Annotated in this window: 23 protein-coding genes, 1 tRNA gene and 1 pseudogene; 7 read left to right on the forward strand and 18 right to left on the reverse strand. The window is 68.5% G+C overall.

The genetic code is table 11. The features are described from left to right. The first annotated feature begins 152 nt into the window (after positions 1-152). A complete protein-coding gene (locus FV218_RS11945) occupies positions 153-1,607 on the forward strand; it encodes a hypothetical protein (protein ID WP_147709870.1) in 1,455 nt (484 codons plus the stop codon). A gap of 68 nt (positions 1,608-1,675) precedes the next feature. Here FV218_RS11945 and FV218_RS11950 read toward each other — a convergent pair whose 3' ends face one another. From FV218_RS11950 to FV218_RS11960, 3 genes are all read right to left on the reverse strand, one after another. After that, the gene (locus FV218_RS11950; protein WP_147709871.1) at positions 1,676-2,965 is read right to left on the reverse strand and encodes a Y-family DNA polymerase; all 1,290 of its coding nucleotides are present in this window, start codon (positions 2,963-2,965) and stop codon (positions 1,676-1,678) included. Next, positions 2,962-3,390 carry a S24 family peptidase gene (locus FV218_RS11955; RefSeq protein WP_147709872.1) on the reverse strand — a complete coding sequence of 143 codons (429 nt, stop codon included), beginning with the start codon at positions 3,388-3,390 and terminating at the stop codon, positions 2,962-2,964. Before FV218_RS11955 ends, FV218_RS11950 begins: the two co-directional genes overlap by 4 nt. Positions 3,391-3,519: 129 nt before the next feature. Beyond that, positions 3,520-4,017, reverse strand: coding sequence for an N-acetyltransferase (locus FV218_RS11960; protein WP_147709873.1), 498 nt, complete (start codon positions 4,015-4,017; stop codon positions 3,520-3,522). Positions 4,018-4,150: 133 nt separating this feature from the next. Between FV218_RS11960 and FV218_RS11965 the strand changes: the two genes are divergently transcribed. Continuing rightward, positions 4,151-5,029, forward strand: coding sequence for a type 1 glutamine amidotransferase (locus tag FV218_RS11965; protein WP_246685086.1), 879 nt, complete (start codon positions 4,151-4,153; stop codon positions 5,027-5,029). Between the two features lie 184 nt (positions 5,030-5,213). Beyond that, positions 5,214-5,684 carry a regulator gene (locus FV218_RS11970; protein WP_147709875.1) on the forward strand — a complete coding sequence of 157 codons (471 nt, stop codon included), beginning with the start codon at positions 5,214-5,216 and terminating at the stop codon, positions 5,682-5,684. 94 nt (positions 5,685-5,778) lie between these two features. Here the strand turns inward: FV218_RS11970 and FV218_RS11975 are convergent, their stop codons facing one another. Genes FV218_RS11975 through FV218_RS11985 form a run of 3 tightly spaced genes read right to left on the reverse strand, consistent with a single transcriptional unit; the run spans position 5,779 to position 7,742 of the window. Then, positions 5,779-6,498 carry a cytochrome c biogenesis protein CcdA gene (locus FV218_RS11975; protein ID WP_147709876.1) on the reverse strand — a complete coding sequence of 240 codons (720 nt, stop codon included), beginning with the start codon at positions 6,496-6,498 and terminating at the stop codon, positions 5,779-5,781. Between the two features lie 9 nt (positions 6,499-6,507). Beyond that, entirely contained in the window at positions 6,508-6,897 is a 390-nt protein-coding gene (locus FV218_RS11980; protein ID WP_147709877.1) for a thioredoxin family protein, read from the reverse strand. Positions 6,898-6,941: 44 nt separating this feature from the next. Continuing rightward, positions 6,942-7,742, reverse strand: coding sequence for a pentapeptide repeat-containing protein (locus FV218_RS11985; protein ID WP_147709878.1), 801 nt, complete (start codon positions 7,740-7,742; stop codon positions 6,942-6,944). A 212-nt stretch (positions 7,743-7,954) separates the two neighbouring features. Between FV218_RS11985 and FV218_RS11990 the strand changes: the two genes are divergently transcribed. Further along, the gene (locus FV218_RS11990; RefSeq protein ID WP_147709879.1) at positions 7,955-8,629 is read left to right on the forward strand and encodes a Crp/Fnr family transcriptional regulator; all 675 of its coding nucleotides are present in this window, start codon (positions 7,955-7,957) and stop codon (positions 8,627-8,629) included. Between the two features lie 88 nt (positions 8,630-8,717). Here the strand turns inward: FV218_RS11990 and FV218_RS11995 are convergent. Then, positions 8,718-9,149: pseudogene (locus FV218_RS11995) on the reverse strand (ATP-binding protein); the annotation flags it as partial. A gap of 166 nt (positions 9,150-9,315) precedes the next feature. After that, complete coding sequence (locus FV218_RS12000; protein ID WP_147709880.1) at positions 9,316-10,293, reverse strand: HWE histidine kinase domain-containing protein; 978 nt, start codon at positions 10,291-10,293, stop codon at positions 9,316-9,318. Between the two features lie 267 nt (positions 10,294-10,560). Here FV218_RS12000 and FV218_RS12005 point away from each other — a divergent pair, with 267 nt between their 5' ends. Continuing rightward, on the forward strand, positions 10,561-10,935 hold the full coding sequence (locus FV218_RS12005) for a response regulator (RefSeq protein WP_147709887.1): 375 nt from the start codon (positions 10,561-10,563) through the stop codon (positions 10,933-10,935). Positions 10,936-11,213: 278 nt separating this feature from the next. Here the strand turns inward: FV218_RS12005 and FV218_RS12010 are convergent, their stop codons facing one another. After that, positions 11,214-15,452: a GAF domain-containing protein gene (locus FV218_RS12010; protein ID WP_246685087.1), complete on the reverse strand. Its 4,239-nt coding sequence runs from the start codon at positions 15,450-15,452 to the stop codon at positions 11,214-11,216. Between the two features lie 6 nt (positions 15,453-15,458). Next, positions 15,459-15,659: a type II toxin-antitoxin system ParD family antitoxin gene (locus FV218_RS12020; protein ID WP_147709881.1), complete on the reverse strand. Its 201-nt coding sequence runs from the start codon at positions 15,657-15,659 to the stop codon at positions 15,459-15,461. A gap of 185 nt (positions 15,660-15,844) precedes the next feature. On the opposite strand from FV218_RS12020, the gene FV218_RS12025 reads away from it, so the two are divergent. Both FV218_RS12025 and FV218_RS12030 read left to right on the forward strand, forming a co-directional pair. Then, entirely contained in the window at positions 15,845-16,960 is a 1,116-nt protein-coding gene (locus tag FV218_RS12025; protein ID WP_147709882.1) for a DNA-binding protein, read from the forward strand. 35 nt (positions 16,961-16,995) lie between these two features. After that, positions 16,996-17,349, forward strand: a complete 354-nt coding sequence (locus tag FV218_RS12030; RefSeq protein WP_147709883.1) for a hypothetical protein — start codon at positions 16,996-16,998, stop codon at positions 17,347-17,349. A 7-nt stretch (positions 17,350-17,356) separates the two neighbouring features. On the opposite strand, the gene FV218_RS12035 is transcribed toward FV218_RS12030, so the two are convergent. The 8 genes from FV218_RS12035 to FV218_RS12070 form a co-directional block, all read right to left on the reverse strand. Beyond that, positions 17,357-18,109, reverse strand: coding sequence for a toll/interleukin-1 receptor domain-containing protein (locus FV218_RS12035; protein WP_246685088.1), 753 nt, complete (start codon positions 18,107-18,109; stop codon positions 17,357-17,359). 242 nt (positions 18,110-18,351) lie between these two features. Next, on the reverse strand, positions 18,352-18,903 hold the full coding sequence (locus FV218_RS12040) for a metallophosphoesterase (RefSeq protein WP_147709884.1): 552 nt from the start codon (positions 18,901-18,903) through the stop codon (positions 18,352-18,354). Between the two features lie 405 nt (positions 18,904-19,308). After that, a tRNA-Ser gene (locus FV218_RS12045) sits at positions 19,309-19,400 on the reverse strand. A 13-nt stretch (positions 19,401-19,413) separates the two neighbouring features. Continuing rightward, positions 19,414-20,229 (reverse strand): glycosyltransferase family 2 protein, encoded by an 816-nt coding sequence (locus tag FV218_RS12050; protein WP_147709890.1) that lies wholly within the window; start codon positions 20,227-20,229, stop codon positions 19,414-19,416. A gap of 77 nt (positions 20,230-20,306) precedes the next feature. Then, positions 20,307-21,845, reverse strand: coding sequence for an acyl-CoA synthetase (locus FV218_RS12055; RefSeq protein ID WP_056088277.1), 1,539 nt, complete (start codon positions 21,843-21,845; stop codon positions 20,307-20,309). Between the two features lie 63 nt (positions 21,846-21,908). Beyond that, entirely contained in the window at positions 21,909-22,775 is an 867-nt protein-coding gene (gene gluQRS, locus FV218_RS12060; RefSeq protein WP_056088280.1) for a tRNA glutamyl-Q(34) synthetase GluQRS, read from the reverse strand. A 10-nt stretch (positions 22,776-22,785) separates the two neighbouring features. After that, complete coding sequence (locus FV218_RS12065) at positions 22,786-23,094, reverse strand: hypothetical protein (RefSeq protein ID WP_147709885.1); 309 nt, start codon at positions 23,092-23,094, stop codon at positions 22,786-22,788. A 70-nt stretch (positions 23,095-23,164) separates the two neighbouring features. Then, positions 23,165-23,599 (reverse strand): response regulator (locus FV218_RS12070; protein ID WP_147709886.1); only part of this gene is annotated, 435 nt, incomplete at its 5' end.

Here is a 23,599-nt window from a genome sequence, read left to right on the forward strand (position 1 = left end):
AAGGGTGGCCTCCCAGCAGCTTGGTGGAGTTATGCAAAAAATCTCCTGACAGTTCTACGGAACGTATGCCCCGGCGGTCCTGTAGTCTCAGATACCCGACCGGCACGATCCAGGCCTAGCATCCTGTCATTGCCAATGACCGGAGTACGGCCATGACCGAACGCAACAGCCCAGCAGTCGAAGCCATCATCCAGGAGGCACTGACCACCGTGAGGCCGACCCAACTCCTCGCCGAAGCCGTTCGAAGGACGACTAAGGGCGGTCGCTGGAAGGGAAGACTGAAGATGACCCGGGACGAGGCGCTGGCCGCCACGCGGGTCGTGACCGACCTGGTGCACCGTCATGGCCTGAGGGCGACCACGGTGCTGCAGCGTGATGGACGGGCTTCGGGACGCGGCCAGACCTATCGGTTCTTCCTGACGGAGGAGGAAATGGCGACGGGCGCGATCTCCCCCGAACGTTCCCTGGCGAAGGGGATCTCGGCCCATGTCGACAATGTCCGGGCGGTGGCGGCGGCCGCCCGTTCGGCCGGGTGCGAGGTCGACGAGGACGCGATGATGGCCGAACTGGCGGACGCAGTCGCGGGCTTCCTTGATCAGTTCCGGGACATGTCCGACGAGGACCCCAACGCCGAACTCGCCCGGGACGTCTGCAGCATCGCCACATGGCTGGCCAAGCCGAGCCGGCGGTTCGAGTTGGTCCGGTGCCTTTCCGGCGCGAACCGCCTCGACCTCGACTACGACCGCGTGACCGGCGAGATGTCCCACGTCGGGCAGGACGTCAGCTCCTATGCCTATGGCGTCATGCCCTGGGTGGCGCTGAGGACGCGTGCGGTCGCCCGTGGGGACTGCATCGTCTTCCGCCGTGACGAAGCGGAGCTGGCCGAGGAGACCCGTGACAGGGAAGGGGGCGGCTTCTCCTTCTACGCGAGCCCCAAGATACACGAGATCGGGCGTGAGGGTGCCCTCGTCTGCGAGAAGGTCGGGCTGGGGGTATGCGTGGACGGTGCCCGGGGTCTTCGTATGATGTTCACGGTCGACCACGTCACGTGTGCGAGCACCTCGTTCTTGATGAATGCGGCTTCCGGTCCGCCAAGGATGCCGGGACATCTCGCCTGCCCGGGCATCCCGGAGATCGGAAGCCCGAAGCTCGCTTCGGATGAGGTTCACTACGTGCAGGTCGCATCCCCGCTCGAATACCTCTGCCCGGACTTCGAGGCCTACGTCGCCGAGGCGTTTGGCGAGGAGAGCCAGTACGGTATCGGGGAGGCCATGTACGTCCGGCGGTTCCTCCCCGTCACGCCCGAGACCTGCCGGTTCCTGCTGGACGGTGGCGGTCGCGATGCCATTTTCGCCTGGCGCCACTTCGCCGCCGTGGCCGAAGAAAGCGTCCTGCCGTCGTCGGCAATCAATGACGAGGGCGCCGAGTCCTGGCTTATCCGGGAACGGTTCTCCGAACTCCTCTACGACCGTGGGGAGAGGGGCTTGGTCGGGTTGCTGGAAGCCGAGTCGATGAACAGGGCGCAGGCCTACGACGACTTCCTGATGAGGTCCGAAACGGGGGCGCGCAGGCGCAAGCTCGAATTCCGGTCGCGGATGCGGGGGTAATCGCCTGGCGAGTGCTCGGATTGGGGTACCGACGGTCGCCCCGATCCGCGATCAAGTCGTCGACGACTTCAGGCGGCGGCGACCACGGGCAGTTCGTCGAGTCTGGTGGTGTAGCGGGGCGAGCGCATCTCGAACTTGGTCGACCACTCGCGCTTGGGGGCGAACCCGGCCGCGCCCGGTACGACCGCCCCGCGTCCGAAGCGCCGGTTGCAGGCGTCGAGAGCCTCCATCAGGGCCGCCCCCATCTCGCGGTCGAGTTGGCCGAGGCCGGGCATCGCCCGTTGCGAAGCGGCCAGCGGCATGAGGTCGGTGGTGACCACCCCGGCCTTCGAATAGCGGTACCCGTCCCGCCAGGTCTTCCGGACGCCGTGCGTGGCGGCCTTCACGAGGGCGAGGGTGTCGTTGGTCGCCTCAGGGAGCGTGACCACGGTCGAGACCGAGCGCTGCGGACGGTCGCGGTCATGCTCCGAGGTGTGGAAGAAGACCGTGACGTGGTTGGTTGCCAACCCCTCGCGCCGGAGCTTCTCCCCGAGCCTGGACGCGTGGGTGGCGACGGCCTGCTCCATGGTGGCGCGATCCTCGACCCGCTCGGAGAACGACCGCGTGACGGCGCATCCCTTCCGGGTGGCGGCGACCGTCTCCAGGTCGAGGCAGGGGGTGCCGCGGAGCTCGTGCACGAGGCGCTCGCCGACCACGGTCATGGTCTTGCGGGCGACCTTCGGATCGAGGTCGCGGACGTCGGCGGCGCTGTCGCATCCCAGCGCCTCCAACCGCCGGGCGTTGGCCGGCCCGACGCCCCAAATGTCGGCGACCGGCACCCGGATGATCCAGTGGTCGTACTGCTCTGGATCGGTCAGGTCGCAGACCCCGCCGAGCACGGGGTTCTTCTTCGCCACATGGTTCGCGAGCTTGGCCAGCGTCTTCGTGGGGCCGATGCCGACGCAGGTCGGAATGCCCGTCCAGGCCCGGACGGTCTCGCGCATGTCGCGGGCCAGGGACTCCCGATCCCTCTCGCGCACGTCGGAGATGTCGAGGAAACTCTCGTCGATGGAGTAGATCTCGATGCGGGGCGAGAAGTCCCGGTAGACAGCGTTCACCCGGGCCGACATGTCGCCGTAGAGGGCGTAGTTCGAGGAGTAGACCCTGATGCCCTGGGCCTTGCACAGGTCACGGATCTTGAACCAGGGCTCACCCATCTTGATGCCGAGCGCCTTGGCCTCGTTGGTCCGGGCGATGGCGCATCCATCGTTGTTGGACAGCACGATCACCGGCAGCTTGGCCAGGCGCGCGTCGAAGACCCGCTCGCAGGAGCAGTAGAACGAGTTGCCGTCGGAAAGGGCGTAGGCCCGGGCGCTCATTCCGAGCGGCGCCTCGGGCTCACCGAGCTGGACACCACGCCCCAGACCTCGATGACGGCGTCGGGGGAAAGCTGGAACTCGGGGAAGCGGGGGTTGGCGAAGTGCAGGGTGATCCGCGGACCCTGACGCCTCCAGACCTTGAATGAGCGCTCGCCGTCGATATCGACCACGACGATGTCGCCGTTGCGCGGTGTCAGCGACCGGTCGACCACGGCGAGGTCACCGTCGTGCAGGCGGGCAAGCAGCATGCTGTCGCCGGAGACGCGGACCAGGAAGGTGGCCGGGCGGTTGACGATCAGCAGGCGCTGGAGGTCGATCTCCTCCTCGATGAAGTCGTCGGCGGGGCTCGGGAAGCCGGCCCGGACTGGCTTGGAAAGAAGGGACACCGGCATGGGAAAGCCGATGGTGACGCCGCTGACCTGCATGGTGCTCCTCCGCGAATCCAGGAACAAAAGCAGAACACGTTCGCGCGGTTCCGTATAGCGGCTACGCTTGGTCGGGGATGCACATTCTGGTGGGGCCGGACATGCCCGGCTCGACGTCTCGGCGCGGTGTCAGGCTACGCCGAAGGCCCGATGATATCGGACCTCGCCCTGCGAGTGGTTCCCGCGTAGGCGCAGGCATTGGAAGAATTCGGGGGGCACTCCGGCGAGGGAGACGGCCGGATCGGCGAGGAAACCGAAACGTCGGTAATAGTGCGGATCACCCAGCACGACGCAGCCAACGGCATCATGCTCGCGCAGGCTGCTCAGTCCCGCCTCGATCAGACGCAAGCCTATTCCCTGGCCGCGATATTCGCGCTGAACCGCCACGGGGCCGAGCCCGAACCAACCTTCGGCCGTGGCCCCCACCACGACGGGCGAGAAGGCAACATGTCCGACGATTTCGTCGGCCAACGTGCAAACCAAGGACATGCTCAACGCGCCGTCCTCGCGGAGGGCGTCCACGATATCCGCCTCGGTGCCGCTTGCGTGGGGCGCATCCCGGAAGGCGGCGGAGACAAGGGCACGTATCGCGACGGCGTCGGAAGGGTTTTCTGGACGGAGGACCATGCCGACCGCATACCCTGTTCACGTCGCGAGGTCAGCTGTGCGAAGCGGCCTGCGGCAGGTTCGCCGGGGTCGGAACGCCGGCATCCAGGACCGGTTCGCATTTAGGGGACCGTCTCCCCGGAGCTTGGTCCCCTTGCAGTCATCGCCGCCACGGTTGCGCTTCCTCGTCGCCGAGAGCGAGCCACCGGACGCACGCGAGAAGCGTCGCGAGAGCGTGGGGAAGTCGTCCGGCGAGACCTACGTCGAGCTCCTCGGCCGTCTTGCGCCGGGCGCCATCTGCCACCGGATCATGCCGGCGGACGCGGATTGCAGCCTTCCGGACGGCGAAAGCCTTGGCGGGTACGATGCCGTCTTCCTCTCCGGCTCGCCCCTGTCGCTTTACGAGGAGACGCCCGAGGTCAGGCGTTCCCTGGCCTTCATGGGCGCCCTGTTCGGTTCGGGCACCCCGTCGTTCGGGTCATGCGCCGGGCTGCAGATGGCGACCGTCGCCGCGGGTGGCACGGTCCGGCAGAACCGCAACGGTCCCGAGGCCGGCTTCGCCCGCCGGATCGTGCCCACGGACGCTGGACGGTCTCATCCGCTGCTCAAGGGCCGCTCGGCTGCCTACGATGCGCCCAGCATCCATACCGATGAGGTCGAGACCCTGCCGGACGGGGCCACGCTGCTGGCGCTGAACCGGTCCACCGTCGTCCAGGCCGCCGAGATCCGCCACGACGGCGGCACGTTCTGGGGCGTCCAGTACCACCCCGAGATCGGGCTCGACGAGGTGACGGGAGCCCTCCGGCGCCAGGCGGACGATCTGGTCGAGAGCGGGCTGGCGCGTACCCGGCGCGAGGTCGAGGAGCAGGCCGACCTCGTCGAGGCCCTCCATCGCGAGCCCGACCGGCGCGACCTCGCCTGGCGGCTGGGCCTGGATGATCAGGTGACCGACGAGGGCAACCGACGGATCGAGATCGTCAACTTCATCGAGGCCCTCGTCATCCCGACGCGAAACGCTCGACGCGGCGGATGACCGAGTGTCCTCGAACGGGGACAGCGCGGATTCAAGAAACTCGTGAGGCCCGAATCGTCGAACCGACGATGGGGTCGCCTAGTTTCGTTGAAGGGGCTTCGAGCGGGCCCTCAAAAACGAGACGCGGCGGAAAGCCGTGCGCCGACCCCAAAAGGGGTCACACTGCGAACCCCGAGGAAACCTGATGCAACCCCCCAAGTTCGACGAGAGCAACATCACCTGGCGGACGCTCGACTGGCTGCCGCACATCGCCTTCTTCGTCTACAAGGTCGACGAGGAGAACCGCATCGTCGACGTGGTCTTCAAGTTCGCCGCGAACCAGCGCGTGATGCTGCACCGGCATAAGAGCCCCTACGTGACGCTCGTGATGCAGGGCGAGCTTCGGTTCTACCGGCAGGACGGCACCCACAAGGAGACGCGCCCCACGGGCAGCTACGTTTCGGGCGTCGCGAACGGCGAGCCGCATCTGGAAGGCGGCGGCGACGAGGACGCCATCGTCTTCTTCAGCAACCGCAACATCGAGGACGCGCTCTACGAGTTCCTCGACGACGCCGGCAATGCCGTCCAGGTTCTCGGGATCGCCGACTTCAAGGCGCAACTCGAAGAGCAGGTCGCGACGGGCACGTACGAGAAGGTTACCGCCAGGGCCGCATGAAGGCGCGACGAACGCCGGGGATGCGGCAATCATCCCCGGCGTTCGTCGGCGACCGATCTGGTTAGCTCGTACGGACCCGGACCTGTCCCCGGCCTTAGAGGCGTGTGGTGAGGGTGGTCAGCCAAACCGGCGAGGCATTGACCAAAGCGGTCTCGGCCGCCTTGTCGTAGCCCGAGGCGATCATCAGGCCGGTCGCGACGAGGATCAGGCCGAGAGCCGCCTTCAGCCCCTTGCCGAGCCCCATCATCCGGTCGCGCCAGCGCATCAGCACCTCGCGCGAGAGGGTGCCGAGCAGGAGGAGCGGCAGGGCCGCACCGAGGCCGAACAGGAGCATGGTCAAGGCAACGATGCCGAGGTCGCGCCCCTGGGAGGCGAGCAACGAGGCCGCCCCGAGGGTCGGCCCGACGCAGGGGCTCCACACCGCCCCGAGCAGCATCCCGACACCGAACTGGCCGAGCAGGCCGGCGGTCGAGAAGCCGCCGAACCGGCTCTCGGTCCAGTTGCTCACGGGGCCCGCCGCCACGGCTAGGCGGGTCTGGGCGGCCGGGACCATCAGGACCAACCCGATCAGGATCAGCATGATGGCCGCGCCGGTCCGGAAGATGCCGGCATCGAGGCCGATGGCAAAGCCGACGGTCGCCACGAACAGGCCGATGATCACGAACGACAGGGCCAGGCCGGCGGCAAGGGCCGCCGGGCCGAGCCTATGCTCCGACGCCGCCGCGCCGAGCACCAGCGGCAGCAACGGCAGCACGCAGGGGGACAGCACCGAGAGGATGCCGGCGAGGAAGGCGAGGCCCAGGCTCGTGACCATGGCTTGGCCTCAGATCGCTTTGTCGAGAAGCGAGGAGATCGCCTCGGGCTTGGTCTCGCCGGCCGAGCGCCCGGTCTCCTTCTCGCCCTTGTAGGTGATGAGCGTGCTCTGCATCGTCGCGCCGAACTTCTTGACCACGTCCTTGCGGCTGTCGAAGTCAACGTCGAAGACCTGCAGGTCCTTGAACTTCGGGTCGGCCTCAAGCTTCGACAGGATCGGCTTCTGGGCGGCGCAGGTGGTGCACCACGGGGCGGTGATGTGCACCAGGATCGGCTTGCCGGCCTTCTGGGCGGCCTCGAACGCGGCGGGGGTGTAGGTCATCTCGGCGGCGCCGGCGGCGGTGCCGAACAGCATGGGAGCGACGGCGAAGGCGGCGAGCAGGATGCGGCGGGTGGTCATGGATGGTGTTCCCGTGATGGATGGCTGGGGGTGGAAGTCGAGGTTCAGTTCGAGACCTGCGTGATCGCCCGGTCAACGTTGACGCGGGCCGACCAGTCCTTGGCGCTGTCCTGGCCCTTGAGATCGATGAGGCGGGCGGCGGTGACGTCGACGTTCTTGAAGTCGGCCCCGGCGACGGTCGCACCGGTGAGGTTGGCCCCCGACAAGTCCGAGCCCATCAGCACCACGTTGGTCAGGTCCGCGTCGGTGAGGTCGGCGTATTCGAGGCGCGAGCGCCCGAGGTTCGCCCCCTTCAGGTTGGCGCCCTTCAGGTTCACCGAGACGAACACGGCCCGCATCAGGCCCATGGACTGGTTCTTGATGTCGGCGCCGCCCTTGAGGTCGACCAGCGTCGCCCCGGCCATGTTGGCGCCCTTGAAGTCGCCGATGGGCATGGACCGGCTGAGATCGGCCCCGCTCAGGTTCGCGTCGCGGGCGGTGATGCCGAACATCTTGGCACCCACCAGCTTGGCGCCCGATAGGTCGGACTTGATGAACCAGGCCTGTTCCAGGTTCGCGCCGGACAAGTCGGCGCCGCGCAGGTTGGCCTTGTTCAGGCGGGCGGTGCGCAGGTTCGCCCCCTTCAGGTTCAGGCCGGACAGGTCGAGACCGGCGAGTGCCTTGTCGGACAGGTCGATGGGCTTGCCGTCGGCCTTGGCGATCAGCGCCTCGACGTCGGCGCGGGTCATCTCGGCCTTCGTCATCGCGGCCGAGCCCATGTCGGCGCCCAGGAGCAGGTCCTGTTCGGCGTGAACTGGGGCAACCAGAAAGACGGAGGCGAGCAGAATGGGGGCGAGGCGGCGCATGGTTTTCTCCCGATGGTTCTGCCCCGGGCCGCGGGAAGCCTTTGCTTCCTCATGCCGTCGCCCGAGCGGATTTTTGTTCTCTAGGGACGGTGGTACTGAGGACGTTTCCAAGCGTCTGTGACCCAGGTCACCGAAGGCTGTGGATACCCAAGTTTCGCGCATCGACCGGGGCATGGTGGCGTTCAATGACCGCCAGCCCGAGGAGGAAGACCATGCAGAGCGCCCATCAGGTCGAGCGCTGGATCGAGCGCTTTCCGCTGGTCCGAAATTTCAGCGCGAGCCATCTGCAGCTCGCGCGGGGCACGGTCGCATTCCCCATCCTGGAAGCCGGGGCGATTGCTTACGAGCTTCAGGACTCATGCGCGAACTACCTCATGTGCATCGACGGCCGGACCCGGGTGTTCCGGATGTCGGAGGGCGGCCGGGAGATGCTGATCTACAAGGTCGGCGCCGGCGGGACCTGCGTCCTCACCACCCAATGCCTCCTATCCGGCGGGGGCTTCCCGGCGCAGAGCATCGCGGAGGCTCGGACCGAGTTGGCGGCTTTGCCGGCCGATACGTTCCGCCAGCTGATGCGCGAGAGCGACGCCTTCCGGGACTTCGTCCTCGACGATTACACGAGGCTCCTGTCGGCGGTCTTCGACCTGGTGGAGGAGGTCGCCTTCGCACCGCTGGAGCAGCGCCTTGCGCGTCGGCTGTTGGTCGAGGCCGACGCCGAGGGGATCGTTTGGAAGACGCATCAGCAACTCGCATCCGACGTTGGCAGCGTACGCGAGGTAATCAGCCGCCTCCTCGGTGAGTGGGCCGACACAGGCCTGGTCGAGGTCCGTCGCGGACAGGTCCAGCTTATGGATCGCGCTGGTCTGGCGGCTGGAAGGACGGCTTGATTACCGAAGCGCGCGGGGCCGGGGGTTCAGGGCCCCAAATCCGCAGACGTGACTGAAATCGCGCCAACGCCGTCGCGACAACGGGAAGCACGAGGAGGTCGATGCGCACGTCCGACTGCAGCACCTTGAGGCCCGAGGCGCCGTCTCCCGCCTCCATGGCCGCGTAGCCGAGATCCTCCAGAACCTCGGTGACTAGCATCCGCACCGTGGGCTCGTCGTCGACGACCAGCACCCTCTCGCCGGCCTTGGCCCGCGCCGCCGTCGACAGGTCCGGGACGGCCTCGAACGTCTCGGCCTCGCCACAGTGACGGGGGAGGTGGACGCAGACCATCGTGCCCTTGCCCGGCTCCGAGTAGATCCGCACCTGCCCGCCGGATTGCTTGGCGAAGCCGTAGATCATGCTCAGGCCGAGACCGGTTCCCTCGCCCATGGGCTTGGTCGTGAAGAACGGGTCGAACGCCTTCGCCACCACGTCAGGCGCCATGCCGGTGCCGTTGTCGGAGACGCAGAGCGCCACGTACGGCCGGTTCGCCATAGGTGCTGAACCACGGTTCGGGGTGGACCGATGCGCGCGGACGTCGGATCACGGTTGGAGGAATGCACCGGCATCGAAGGCGGGCCGGAGCGCATGGAGGCACGGCGCGGCATCGCGCCGATCCGCTTCGCCCGATGGGTCGTGCCGCAAGTCAGGAGGCGGGGACGACCATCCGGAAGTGCAGGCCGCCGTCGTCGATGGTGCGCTCGAACCGCCCTTCCAGGCTGCGCTCGATGGTCTGCTTGAGGAGGCGCGACCCGAACCCGGTGCCTTCAGGCTTGGTGGTCCCGGATGCCGCGGCGCCCTCGGTCCAGTCGAGGGTCAAGGCGTGGTCGACGACGCGCCCGACCAGCTTGAGGCTGCCGCCTCCGGACAGGGCGCCGTACTTGGCCGAGTTGGTGGCGAGCTCGTGGAAGATCATCGCGTAGTCGTTGACCTTGTCGGGGCTCGCCACCGCGGCGTCCTCGACGTCGACCGAAATGTTGGCGCCGTTCAGGTACGGCGACAGGATGCGCTCGGCGAGGTCCTTGAGCCTGACGTTGCCCCGGTCGAGGCTGTGCGAACGGGTCGCCATGGTCGTCGCCTCGTGCAGCACGCCGAAGCGCTGAGACAGGTCCTCGGCGAAGAGAGGGGTCGACTTCGCGTCCCGGGCGACGATGGCGGTGAGCGCGCGGGCGACCGTGAACATGTTCGAGACGCGGTGCGCGAGCTCGGACGTCAGAAGGTGCTCGGCCTCTTCGGCCCGCTTGCGGTCGGTGATGTCGAGGAAGATGGCCTGGACCCACTCGCCGACCTTGCCGGCATCCCCGCCGACGCCGCGGGCCGAGATCCAGCGGGCGCCGGCACCGTCGCCGATGCGGAAGTCGAAGCTGTAGGGCTGCGGGTCGGTGGCGCTCGCCGCCCAATCGAGCATCATGCCGTGGCGGTCCTCCGCGGCGACCTTCTCGAACAGGGCGTCGATGGTGACGACCGACTCCGTCGTCCCCCAGAACTCACTGCAGAGGTTGTCGAGCTGTGCCAGGCGCCGTTCCGGAGACCAGGCCCACAAGCCGACGCCGCCGCGATGGATCGCCCCGGTGAAGCTCTCAAGCGTCCACTCCTCACCGGTCAGCTTCGTGCCTTCAACCATGCGTCTTCCCGAACGGAGCATTGAGCGGTGCGACCGCGTCGACGCGGCCTGGCTCTGGGAACTCCCCTCGGACGCCTTTGCTCCGACGGGCATCGCCTCGGCCGATGCGGTCGGCCTCGACCACCATCACGAATGCGGGAGCGCCCAGGCCGGACCAGGGACGGCTCCGGCAATGCCCGGCCGCAATCATGAGGGTCGTACGGTCGGGAGAAGCAGATGACGCAGCGTTGGCACGCAACCAATCACCTTAACCTGTGTTGCGACACCATGACGACGAAGCGCTCAATGGAAGCCTCGGCCGTCCTCGTCGTCGAGGACGATGACCTCGTGCGCCTTTGCGCGGTCGAGATGCTGGAGGATGCGGGCTTCTCGATCATCGAGGCCCGCCATGCCGACGAGGCGTGGTTCATTCTCCACGAGCGCTCCGACATCGGCGCACTATTCACCGATGTCGACATGCCGGGCACCATGTGCGGGGTGACCCTGGCCGGACGCGTCCACGACGCCTGGCCCGATATCCGCCTCGTCGTGACCTCGGGACGCCAGCGCTTCGCCGACGGCGAAATTCCCGACCACGGCCTGTTCGTTCCGAAACCCTACAGCGCGGGCCAAGTCATCGACGCGATCCATGACGCAGTCTGAGCGACGTCCGGGGACCTTCGATCGTTGGCGGCTCATTGTCGGAACCTGACGGCGGCGGCTCGTCGCGAGCGTCTGCAACGAGTCGGGAAGTGGCCCTGACCCTTCGCCCCGGAGGAGACGTTCCGCTTCGCAACTAATCCGGTTGTAGGGCAAACGGACGGGCCCCGACCCATCCCGGCCACGCTGACGGCCATCGGCAGGTCCCGAGAGCGGCCATTCATCAACCTTGGCTCGGGGTGGGGAGCGGAAGCCAACGGCAACGCTTGGAGCGGACGTGATCACCGCGAGGTGATGAGATCCTTGATCCGCGCGGCGAGCGTATCCATCGCGAAGGGCTTGGTCAGCACCTGCATGCTGGGGTCCAGGTGCCCGTTGGTGATGACGCTGTTCTCGGCGTAGCCGGTGATGAACAGCACTCGCAGGTCGGGGCGTCGTTCGCGGGCCGCATCCGCCATCTGGCGCCCGTTCATCCCGCCGGGCAGGCCCACATCCGTGACGAGCAGGTCGATGCGGACGTCGGACTGGAGCACCTTCAGCCCCGCGGCGCTGTCTCCCGCCTCGATGGCGGTGTAGCCGAGATCCTCAAGCACCTCGGTGACCAGCATGCGCACCGATGGCTCGTCGTCCACGATGAGCACCGTCTCGCCCTGCTCGGCGCGCGAGGCCTCGTCGAGCTTCTGCGCGAGCCCCTCCTCGTCGGTCTCCCCGTAGTGACGCGGCAGGTACAGGCATATGGTCGAGCCCTCCCCGACCTCGGAGTAGATCCGCACCTGCCCGCCCGACTGCTTGGCGAAGCCGTAGACCATCGAGAGGCCGAGCCCAGTGCCCTGCCCGAGCGGCTTCGTCGTGAAGAACGGCTCGAACACCTTCGCGATGAGGCTCGGCGACATGCCGGTCCCGGTGTCGGTTACGCAGACGCTGAGGTACTGGCCCGGTGCCATGTCGTGCTGGCGCGCGCCGCTCTCGTCGAGCCACTTGTTCGCCGTCTCGATGGTGATCCGCCCGCCGTCCGGCATCGCGTCGCGGGCGTTGATGCAGAGGTTCAGGAGCGCGTTCTCAAGCTGGCCTGGGTCGATCAGTGCGGGCCAGATCCCTGCCGCTCCGACCACTTCCATATGGATCGCCGGCCCGACCGTGCGTCGGACGAGTTCCTCCATGCCGGTGATGAGCCGGTTGACGTTCGTGGGCTTCGGATCGAGCGTCTGGCGACGCGAGAACGCGAGCAGGCGGTGGGTGAGCGCCGCGGCCCGCTTGGCCGCCCCCTGCGCCACCGTCATGTACCGGTCGACGTCCGTGAACCGGCCCTGGTCGATGCGCTTCTGCATCAGCTCCAACGAGCCGGAGATCCCCGCGAGCAGGTTGTTGAAGTCGTGCGCCAGCCCTCCGGTGAGCTGGCCCACCGCCTCCATCTTCTGCGATTGCCGCAGCGCCTCCTCGATGGTGTGAAGGGCCTCGGCCTGCTCCTTCTCCGCCGTGATGTGTCGGCCGCTCGCGTAGATGAGGTCGCCATCGGGCGCAGCCACCCACGAGATCCAGCGGAAGCCCCCGTCCTTGTGGCGGTAACGGTTCTCGACGACCGGCAGGCTCTGGACGCGGGCGTGCTGGAGCGCACGGTCGGTCACGCCTTCGTCGTCCGGGATGAGGAATGCGAACAGGGGTTTGCCGACCGCATCTTCGGATGTCCAACCGAGGATCGCGGTGAAGGCCGGATTGACGGCCTGGAAGACACCCTTGCCGTCGACGATGACCTGGATGTCCTGGGTGTTGCTCCAGAGCCGGTCGCGCTCCTGCGTGCGTTGATGAACCTGCTGTTCGAGCGTGTCGTTCAATTGGCGGAGCGCTTCCTCCATGCCCTTGCGGTCGTTGATATCGCTGAAGAAGATCGCGACGCGGTGGTCGGCCGGGTCGCCGACGCGCAACGCGCGCACGTCGAACCAGCGCCCGAACACGTCCGCCTTGTTCTCGAAGTGCGCCGGCTCGCCCGTGAGCGCAACGTGCCCGTAGGTGTCGAACCAGTGCCGCTCCAGGTCCGGGGCGAACTCGCTGACCCAGAGACCGGCGACCTTGGCGCCGGTCTGCCGTTCGAAGGCCGGATTGGCCTCCACGATGCGGTAGTCGACCGCTCGGTCCGCATCGTCGAACTTCATCTCGACGATGCAGAACCCGACGTCGATGCTCTCGAAAAGGGTGCGGTAGCGCGTCTCGCTCTCTCGGAGTTGCTTCGAGACCGAGCGCCGCGCGATCTCGACCTCGGTGCGGTCCATGACCCGGCGGGCGAAGGCCAACTCCTCTGCGGACCAATACTGGGCACGGTCACGATGCAGGCAGAACACCACTTTGAGATGCCCGTCCTCCATCAACGGCAGGTTGGCCATGGACCCGATGTCGAGTGCACGAAAGCTATCGACTTGTCCCACGGTGCGGGGATCGACGGTCACGTCGGCGACCGCGACATCCTCGCCGCGCCGCAGGGCTTCATTGAAGTTGCCGTAGTCAGCGAAGCTGTGGCTTCCGGCCGCGCTGCGCTGACCCGATGCCAGCCAGTCCCGTGCGATGACGATGTGCTGGCCCGGCTCGTCCACATCGCCGTAGGCCGCGCGCGAAAGGCTGAGCGCGTGGCCGACGGTCTCGGCAGCGGCAAGGGCCATCGCCTGCGGCGTGTCCAGCGTGCGCAGCCGCTCAGCGAGCTCGACCAGCATGCCCTCCATGCGCCTTTGCTCGATGTCGATCAACACGCCCGGGAAGGTCAGGGCCGCCCCATCCGGGGCGAGATCGACACGCCCGTTCGCCTCGATCCAATAGTAGCGTCCGTCGGCGCGGCGCACGCGATACTGATGGGCGTAGGCGCCACCCCGCGCGATCACCTCCTCGATGGCGACGGCCAGACCCGCCTGGTCGTCGGGGTGCACCGTCGCCACGATCTGGGCGAGGGGGATGCCAGTCCTCCCGAGCGTGAGATCGAGCCCGAATGAGCGGGCGAAGCCCTCGTCGACGGTGAACCGGTCGGAGGGTATGTCCCAGTGCCACGTGCCGATGATTGCGCCGGCCGAGAGCGCGAGTTGCACGCGCTCGCCGTTCTCCCGCGCCAGCGCCTCGCTCTCGCGCAGGGCGTCCTGGACCAGTCGACGCTCGGTGATGTCGACGATGAGCATCGCCACGCGGTCGTCGCCGGCCGGGAAGAGATGGGCGTCGTACCAGCGGGCAAGCGGCGCCGCCTCGCCCTCGAACCGGATCGGCCGCTTCGTCCGGACGACCTGCCCGTAGGCGTCGTGCCAGTGCTGTTCGATACCAGGCGCGATCTCGGTAGCCCAGCGCCCTACGGCGTCCGTCAGGCCCGTGTGCTTCTCGAAGGCCGGGTTCGCCACTAGGACGCGGTGATCGACCGCGCGTCCGTCCCCATCGAATTTCACCTCGCAGATGCAGAATCCGGCATCGATATTCTCGAACAGGGTCCGATAACGCACCTCGCTCTCGCGCTGGCCCTTCTCACCGTCCAGCCGCTCGTAGACTGCCGACAGCAGGTGGGCGAGCGTCTCGAAGAAGGTGACCGCGTCCTTGTCGAACGCGGGCACCTCGGTCGAGGCAAAGGAGATCACGCCGCGCAGGCTGCCGCGGCTCATGATCGGAAAGCCGGCGTAGGCGTTCAATCCGATGTCACGGGCGGTCTGGTAAGCGGGCTCCTCGCTGTTCTGTACATCGGTTAGCATCAGCGGCCGACCCTGCTCGGCGACGATGCCGCAGAGCGGTGCGCCGTAAGGCATCCGCTGCAGGAAGGCTTGCACATCAGCGCTCGCGTTGAGCGAGTGGGTCAGGCGTAGGTGTCGGCCGTCCTGCCAGATGTCGTAGATGTAGCTGCGGTTGAACCCGAGGGTGCCTGCGCTCGCGGACAGGATGGGATCGAGCACCGCGGCGGGGTCGGTGGCGGTCAGCAGGGCCTGCGAGGCCTTGGCGAGAACCTCGATGCGCCGGGCCTGCCGCAACTCGGTCCGCTGCCGTTCCAGGGCCTGGTCGCGGCCTTCGACGGCGCGGCGCATCTCCAGCAGGTTCGCCACTTGGCGTCCGAGCGCCCTGAGGTCGTCGGCCTGCTCCGGGGTCAATCCGCCGGGCCGGGGCACGGTGTCGATGACGCACAACGAGCCCAGCACCTGTCCTTCGAGGGTGCGGAGGGGCGCGCCCGCATAGAAGCGGATGTGCGGCTCGCCCGTGACCAGCGGGTTGGTCATGGTCCGCGGATCGGCGGTCAGGTCCGGGATGACGAGAAGGTCGGGCTCGACGAGGGCGAACTTGCACACCGAGCTGTCGAGATCGGTCTCGCAATGGGGGAAGCCGACGCGGGCCTTGAACCACTGCCGGTCGGCGGCGACGAGGCTGACGAGGGCGACCGGCGTCGCGCATAGGCGCGTCGCGAGACGCACGACGTCGTCGAAGCCCTGCTCGGGCGGGGTGTCGAGGATGTCGTGGGCGGCGAGCGCGGCGAGGCGGGCGGTATCGGCCACCGCGTACGGATTGGTTGCCATCTCGCGTCAGGCCGACTTTTGCCCGGGCAGCGGTCCCACTACCTCGGTGCGGGGCACGAGGATGGTGCCCTCGCGGTCAATCATTTGCCGCAGGGCCGAGCGCACGACCTCGCTGGCGCTGGCGTACCGCCCCGACGCGACTTGTGCCCGAAGGTAGGCCTCCAACTCTTTGGTCAAGGCGATGCAACGGGTGGGCGTGCTGGACATGGGTTTGCTTTCGCACGAGCGGCTTGGGCTATCAATCCTTATCAACATCACGTTTTACGGCGCTTGAAATCACGCTGTGCGACCGTTCGCCGGACCATCACCGGCGATGCGCGGATGTCCCCGAGGCTCGACCTTTTGTTCACGGCTTCTGCCGATGATGCGGCCATCGGATCGGGGTGGCGGGCATGGTCGGGAAGAACGAGGTCTGGAACGCGGCCGCCAGGATACGTGCCAGGCCGCCCGGGCCGGACGGCAGGAAGGAGCGGGTTTCCGTTCGGAACGTGAGGAAGGAGCTCGGCAAGGGGTCGTTCAGCGACATCTCCCGGCCGCTGTTCGAGTGGAAGCGGAACGAGGCCTACCAGCCGATCATCGAGGAGGCTGCGCTATCGGATGCGTTCGCTACCAGGCTGACGACGCTCGGGCGGGAGATGTTGGAGCAGGCACGGGTCGAGGTGACCCGCGAAAGGTTGGCGGAGTTCGCTGTCCGCGCTGAAGCCGCCGCCGGGGAGCGGTCCAGCCTGGACGAGGCCCTGGATCGGGTGGATGAGCTTGAGGAGCAGCTCGCGTCGCTGCGCCTGGAGATGGAGCGGATGCGCTCCGGCGGCGAGCGGGCGCTGGAGGCCCGTCCCGTCATTTCGGCGTCGGTGGAGGCACCGACCGATCCGGATGCTCCCGACCTTGCCGGGTTCGTCGAGACCCTGATGGGCAGGAAGCGCGCCCGCGATGCCGATGCGTTCTGGCAGGATGTGCGGAATGCGGTCGAGGCGTCGATGCGCAAGAAGGGACCGATGCCTGTTCACGGGCTTTACAACGCGCTTCCGGAAGCCCTGAAGGCGCGGAGCGCGGAGGTGGGTCTCCCACTGACGCCGGCGTGGCTGCGGTATCACCTGCTGAGACTGTCTCAGCCGGGCGAGGGGCTGGCCGAGATCGACGGGAAGTTCGGCCTCGCGCCGATTGCCCCGGAAACCGACGAGAGCAAGGATCTTCGCGAGTCCGTCGAGGCCGATCCTCTGGGCAAGCGTCCGTTCTGGCGGAGGTTCGTTCTTCGGGTGCACGAGGTTCTGGTGGAACACGGCCCGCTCCGGGTGGAGGACATCCTGGCGAGGTTGCCGGCCGAATTGATCCTCGAAACCAGGCGGTTCCAGAAGATCACGCCTGGCCATCTGCGCTTCAAAATCTTGGAGCGCATCAAGAAGGGTAGGCCTTTTGAGCAACTGGCGGACGGTCGGTTCGCCGCGGTGACGAGCGCGTGTCCCTGGGATGGGGAAGTGCCGTTGTCGAAGATGGCAAAGGCCGGGTAGCCTCTCACCTCGGACCGGAGGGAGCGAATTCGGTGATGGCGGCAGAGATCAAGGCGAAGGTCCAGGACGCCTACGTTCGGGCGCTGAAGGACCGGTTCCGGCATATGCAGCGCGGCTCGAATATCGACGAGCTGTTCCGAAACGTCAGGCTGTATGGCCGGGATGCCGGGATCGATTTCGTCGAGACGAACCTTGCCCGGATCGTTCAGGAGGCCGTCGACCGGGCTGAGTGCAAGGAGGCCTCTCTAGAGATGTCGGCCTATGGCTTCGGCAAGGGGGCCCGCGCGGGAATGGAGCAGGCCTTGCGGGATGCCACCGGTCTGAAGGTCGAGTTGAACGGCGCGACCTTGAGGCTGATCTGGGCCGAGGCGACACCTGGTCTCGTCTAGGATGCAGTCAGGGCCTCCGACGCGGGGACGGAGGTTTCGTAGAGGAGGGGCGCGCGGTCGCGGTGCCTTTGGCGACCCTTTTCGGCGGGAGGGATGATGCTGGTTTGCGCGCAGGTGCGGAGACCGCCTTGGGTGCCGCGGCCGGCTTCCTCGGCGTGGCTTTGATCGCCTTCGAGACCAACTCCTTGCGGACCGTGGCGACGACGCGCCGGATACCCTGCGCGACGTTGAGATAGGCATCGTCTGCGCTGCGCCAGCGGGTGACCTCCCTGCCATCCTCGGGCAGGAGCTTGAAGCCCGCCGCGGAAGTCGACTTCCAATCACAGGGGCGAACGACGACGGCGACGACGTGCATGGTGCCGTTCGCGCGCCGGTTCATCGCGCGCCGGTACTCGATCTTCCAGCAGTAGTTGCTGGCGAGGTAATCGGGGCTGAGCAGGCCTACGAAGACGTGGGCGTTCCGCAGCGCGCGGGCGATCTCGGTGTCGAGCTTGTCGCCGGCGTTGAGGTCACCATCGAACCAGGTCGTGACGCCGTCGCGCTTGAGGGGAGCAAGGTGGGTTTCGAGGCGGGCGCGGGCGTCTGCGTCGCGGTGCGAATAGGAGACGAAGATCCCAACCTCGGGCTTCTCGGCCTTCGCCTTCGAAGGTGCCGCGACCTTCGGCGCCGCTCGGGATGGCGCGGCCGCCCTCGGAGGGGCTGCGGGCTTATCGATGGGTTTGCGGGCGCGGGCGCGCATGGAAGCCCCCGTCAGGATCACGGCCAAGTTAGGATTCATGCGTCCCGAACCCGTTTTGTTCCGTATGCTGGGGAGATGCCTGTGGATGTACCCGATGCCCTAGCGGGACGACGGTCGTTGGACTCCGAAGATAACGCGTAGCGGGTAGCGTTCTCCGCAACGCGTTACACTTACGGGAAGCTCGCCGGGCCTGGACGTACGCGGTCGGGTCTCGCCGGGCAGCCACGCGTCGAATTCGGGTCTTGCAGACCCGACGTCCGAGATCAGGGCAGAGCTGGGTGATCGGGTGTCTCCGCCATCCGTCGCAGGATGTCGGGGAGCGAGACGGGGGCCCATTCCCAGCAATCGACCCCAACGTCGAGACTGGTCCGGGTGCCGGGCAGGCTACCGTGGGAATGCCCGTAGAGGTGCAGGTCGCCGTGCCAGGAGTTCGGCCAGGTGCGATGGGCGTAGTGGCTGCACCAGAAAGCAAGGGGCTTGGGCATACCCGGATTTTGGACGTGGACCCGTTGGACGTCGACGACGGGCCCATCCCATTCGAGGCGCCGACCGATATCGTCGTGGTTCCCGAGGATCAGTCTGATGCGGCCGTTTAGGCGTGCCCTGACGGAGGCCGCATACCCGACCTGGCACTTGTAGGCGAAATCGCCGAGGTGCCAGACGATGTCCGTCGGCCGGACGACTGCGTTCCAGGCGCGGATCAGGGCCTCGTCGTGTTCCTCGATGGAGGCGAAGGGCCTGGGCCGCGCCATGCCGACCTTGAGGATGCCCTTGTGTCCGAAATGGCTGTCCGACGTGAAGAAAGTGTTCGGCATGATGCCTCCGGAAATGGCGGAGGCCTGCGGTCGGCGCGGCACTCCACGGTCAGCGGGAAGGGCGCGGCGTCTCGCATATCATGGTGAATTCTCCTCGGTGGATGAGGGATCGCAGCTCTGTCAGTACCCGACAAGCGACTGGTGTACGCGGTCCACAGCCTCAGCTTTCGAAACGACCGGACATGAGAGGCTTCTCGTCGTGCCTCTGCGCATTCGAGGTTTCAAAAAAATTGACCGGAGCCGAGTCGGCGAAACCGATCTGATCCGGTGAGAGCCTGGCGATACGCCCAGGCTTTCGCGCCCGTTTCCACAGGCAATCCGCGCGGGGACATATCGGGGACAAAAGCTATTTCAGCGCAAGCGAAAACCCAATCAAAACAATGAGTTATGAGGGGTTGTCGTAGATGGCGGAGACGGAGGGATTCGAACCCTCGATACCCCTTTCGGGGTATGCTCATTTAGCAAACGAGTGCCTTCAGCCGCTCGGCCACGTCTCCGCAGGCCGTCGATCTAGAATTTCGCGTCGGGGCGGTCAAGCCGCGATTCGGGGTTGGCGCGAGAATCCGCGCGGCGGCGCTCGTAGTGCTTGGCCACGCGCAGGTGGCGGGAGATGGCGTAGTTCATGGCCGTGAGGAAGCCGTAGGTGCCGCGCACGAAGTGGCGGCGGCCGAGATAGGCCTTGAGGAAGTTGCCCGGCAGCTCGACGAACAGGCGCCAGGTCGGGATCGCGACGCCGCGGGCGGCGAGATCGTCGGCCTGCTGGTCGGAGTAGCGGTTGAGCTTGTCGAGCTGGTCGCCCAGCGAGCGCACGGAGAAGTGGTGGATCACGCCCCGCAGGGTGCCGATGGCGGCGCCGGGGGCGAGGTCGACCCGGTCGTGGACCGGGGACGGGGAGTAGCGGCCGCGATCCTTGCGGTAGAGCCGCACGGGCGTCAGGCGGTACGCCCACGGATGCGGGCGGCCCTCGCCGGGAAAGATTTCCGCGATGGCGATGCGGTAGGCCGGTCGCGCCGGCTCGCCCCGGGCGAAGGCGGCTCGGATGGCGGCGGCGAGATCCGCCGGCACCACCTCGTCGGCGTCGACGTTGAGGAGCCAGACGTGGCGGCACTGGTCTTCGGCGAAGCGCTTCTGCGGGCCGTAGCCGGGCCAGTCGTTGTGGATCACCCGGGCCCCCAGGGACGCGGCGAGCGCCTGGGTGCCGTCGGTGGAGCCGGAATCCACCACCACGAGGTCGTCGGTCAGATCGCGCACCGCCCGGATCGTCGCCCCGATGCGGTCGGCCTCGTTCCGGGCGATGATGAAGACGGAGAGGGGGAGGCACGTCACGGCGGGAGATGTCATCGCGGGGCGGAATTCCTTGGCCTGCCCCCCGCTCTATCGGGCGCCCTCCCCCGCCACAACCGTCACGCCTGCCCGGTCACGGCTGCCCGAGCCGCCGGCGCCTGCCCGAGCCGCCGGCGCTGGACCTTGCCGTTGGGGGTGCGCGGCAGGGCGTCGAGGAAGCGGATCTCGCGCGGGCACTTGTAGGCGGCGAGATGCTGCCGGCAGAAGGCCAGGAGGGCGTCGGCGCTCGGTGCCGCCCCGGCCCGCGCCACCACGAAGGCGGCGATGACCGAGAGGTCGGCCCGGACGGCGAGTTCGGCGACCCCGACCTCGGCCACATCCGGATGGCGGGCGAGCACCGCCTCGACCTCCCCCGGCGAGACCCGGTAGCCCAGCGCGTTCATGAGGTCGTCGTTGCGGCCGTGGAACCGGAGGGTGCCGTCGGCATCGAGGCTCGCGAGGTCGCCGCCGGTGAACCAGTCGCCCCGGGTGACCGCCGCGTCCTCGTCGGGCCGGTTCCAGTAGCCGAGCATCAGGCCGGGCTCGGAGCGGTGGACGGCGAGCAGGCCGGTCTCGCCCGGCGGCAGCGGCTCGGGCGGTCCCTCCGTGGGCAGGATGGCGACGCGGCGCCCGGGCTGGGGCCGGCCGGGCGAGCCGGGGCGCACGGGGATCGTCGGCCCGCTCGAGACGTAGGTCGAGATCTCGCTCATGCCGAGGGCCTCGTAGAGGGGTTTTCCCGTGGCGGATTCCCAGGCGGCCAGGAGCTCGGCCGGCAGGGCCTCGCCGGCCGTCACCCCGTGGCGCAGGCGGGTGAGGTCGTGGGCGGCGAGATCCCCGTATTTGAGGATCTGGCGGTAGAGGCTCGGCACGGCGGCGAAGATCGTGGCGCCGTGGCGGGCGATGAGGGCGGGCCACAGGGCCGGGTCGCGTGGGCCGTCGTACAGCACGGCGGTGGCGCCGCAGGCCCACGGATCGGTGACGCCGACGCCCAGGGTGTAGGTCCAGTTCAGGGTGCCGGCATGCAGCATCACGTCCGTGTCCGTGAGGCCGAGCCAGTGGGCATGCATGGGCCGGCGGCCGCGCACGGAGCGGTGGGCGTGGAGCACGCCCTTGGGCCGGCTCGTGGTGCCGGAGGTGTAGACCAGGATCGCCGGGTCCTCGGCGGCGGTGTCGGCATAGTCCGGCAGCGGGTCCCCGGCCTTCAGGGCGGCGATGTCGGCGGGGCGCAGGACCCGGCGGCCGGCCACGGTCTCCGGATCGAGGACCACGTCCGCGCCGGCGACGATGGCGGCGGCCCCGGAATCGTCCGCCAGGAAGGCGGCCTCGGCGGGGGTGAGCTGGGGCGAGGCCGGCAGGGCGACGAGGCCGGCGGCCAGGGACGCGAAATAGGTCAGGACGTAGTCGGCCTCGTGGCCGAGGCGGACCATCACCCGCGCGCCGGGTTCCAGGCCGAGGCCGAGGAGGCCGGCCGCGATGGCGCGCACGGCCCGGTCGGCCTCGGCGTAGGTGAGGGTCGCGGCGGCCCCGTCCGGGCCGGCCATGACGAGGGCGGCCTTGTCCGGCCGCAGGCGGGCGTTGCCGGCGAGGCAATGGGCGGCGGCGTTGAAACGGTCGGACACGGACCTCTCCCGGACGGATTTTTCGCGATCAGAGGCGCAAACGAGGGCGCGACACAAGGTGTTTCAGCCGAACCCGAGTTGGGCGCGGATGGCCGCCGGGTCGACGCCCTCCGCCCGGAGGTCGGCGAGGCTCCGCGAGCCGCGGGACTTCGCCAGCTTGGCGCCCGCGGCGTCGAGCAGGAGGGCGTGGTGGTGGTAGCGCGGCGGCGCCAGGCCCAGGAGGGCCTGGAGCAGGACGTGCAGGTCGGTGGCGGCGAGGAGATCGGCGCCGCGCACCACGTGGGTGACGCCCTCGGCGGCGTCGTCCGTCACCACGGCGAGGTGATAGCTCGCGGGCACGTCGCGCCGGGCGACGACGGTGTCGCCCCAGCGGGCCGGATCGGCGGCACGGAACCCCGTCGCCCCGTCCGGGTCGAAGGCTGAGAAGCTGTGCGGTCCGGGGGCCGCCGCCAGCGCGCGGTCCATGGCGAGGCGCCAGGTATGGGGCTCGCCCCGGGCCAGCCGCGCCGCGACGGCGGCGTCCGACAGGTGGCGGCACGGGCCGGGATAGAGCGGGGCGCCGTCGGGATCGCGCGGAACCGGTCCGTCGCCGGCGGCACGCCGCGCCGCAGCAGCGACCTCCGCGCGCGAGCAGAAGCACGGATAGGCCAGATCCCGCGCGGCGAGGTTTTCGAGTGCCGCCCGGTAGGTCTCCATGCGAGCGGACTGGCGCAGGGGCGCCGGGAAGCGCAGGCCGAGCCAGGCGAGGTCGGCCAGGAGGGCGTCGACGAGGTCCGGGCGCGAGCGGCCGGGATCGATGTCCTCGATGCGCAGCAGGAAACGCCCGCCCGCGGCGCGGGCGAGGCGGTCGTTGAGCAGGGCGGAATAGGCGTGGCCGAGGTGCAGGCGGCCGTTGGGGCTCGGGGCGAACCGAAACGTCGGCGCGGTCACGGCGCCCGGATCAGCCGCCGGTGCGGCGCAGGCAGCGGGTCTCGCCGGCCACGCAGGCGATGCCCGGCAGGGAACAGGCGGCGCCCGCGTCCCGGCGCTGGCAGACCCGGCAGCCGTCGCTCCACTCGGCGCAGGTGAGGTCGGCGGCCGGCGCCACGGCGGCGGGCCGGTGCGGGGCCGGCGCCAGGGTTCCGATGAGCACGGTGGCGAGGACGAGGGCGAGGATGCCGCCGAGGACGCGGCGGTCGGTGCGGGCGGACGCGGGGTCCGGTGTCGCGACGCTGCTGGGGGCGATGTCGTGGGGCGAGGAAGCGGCCATGGCGCCCGTGTTCGCGCGCCGGCCCGGACCTGTCAACGGCGGGCCGCCGCGCCCGCGCATTGCGACCGGTTCACGCCGCCGACCGGTGCTCCAGGAGGGCCGGCAGGGCGCGCAGGTTGAGGGGTTTGGGCAGGAAGCCGTCGAACCCCGCCGCGCGGGCGGCCCGCTCGTCGTCGCGGCCGGCATTGGCCGTCAGGGCCACGAGGTGGAGCGGCGGGCCGCCCCGGCTCGCCTCGAGGGCGCGGATGCGCCGGGCGGTCTCGAGGCCGTCGAGGCCGGGCATGCGGATGTCGATGAGGGCGAGGTCGAAGGCCCCGCCCTCGGCGAACAGCGCCAGGGCCGCCAGGCCATCCCGGGCCGGGACCACGGTGGCGCCGAGGCGCTCCAGGGCCTTGGTGGCGAGGAGGGCGTTGATGGGGTTGTCCTCCGCCAGGAGGACGCGGATTCCGCCCCGGGCGACGGCGGCCGGCGGCGGCGGCGCGATGGGCGCCGCGCCGTCGGGCGC

The organism is Methylobacterium sp. WL69 (assembly GCF_008039485.1).
Taxonomy (GTDB): Bacteria; Pseudomonadota; Alphaproteobacteria; order Rhizobiales; family Beijerinckiaceae; genus Methylobacterium.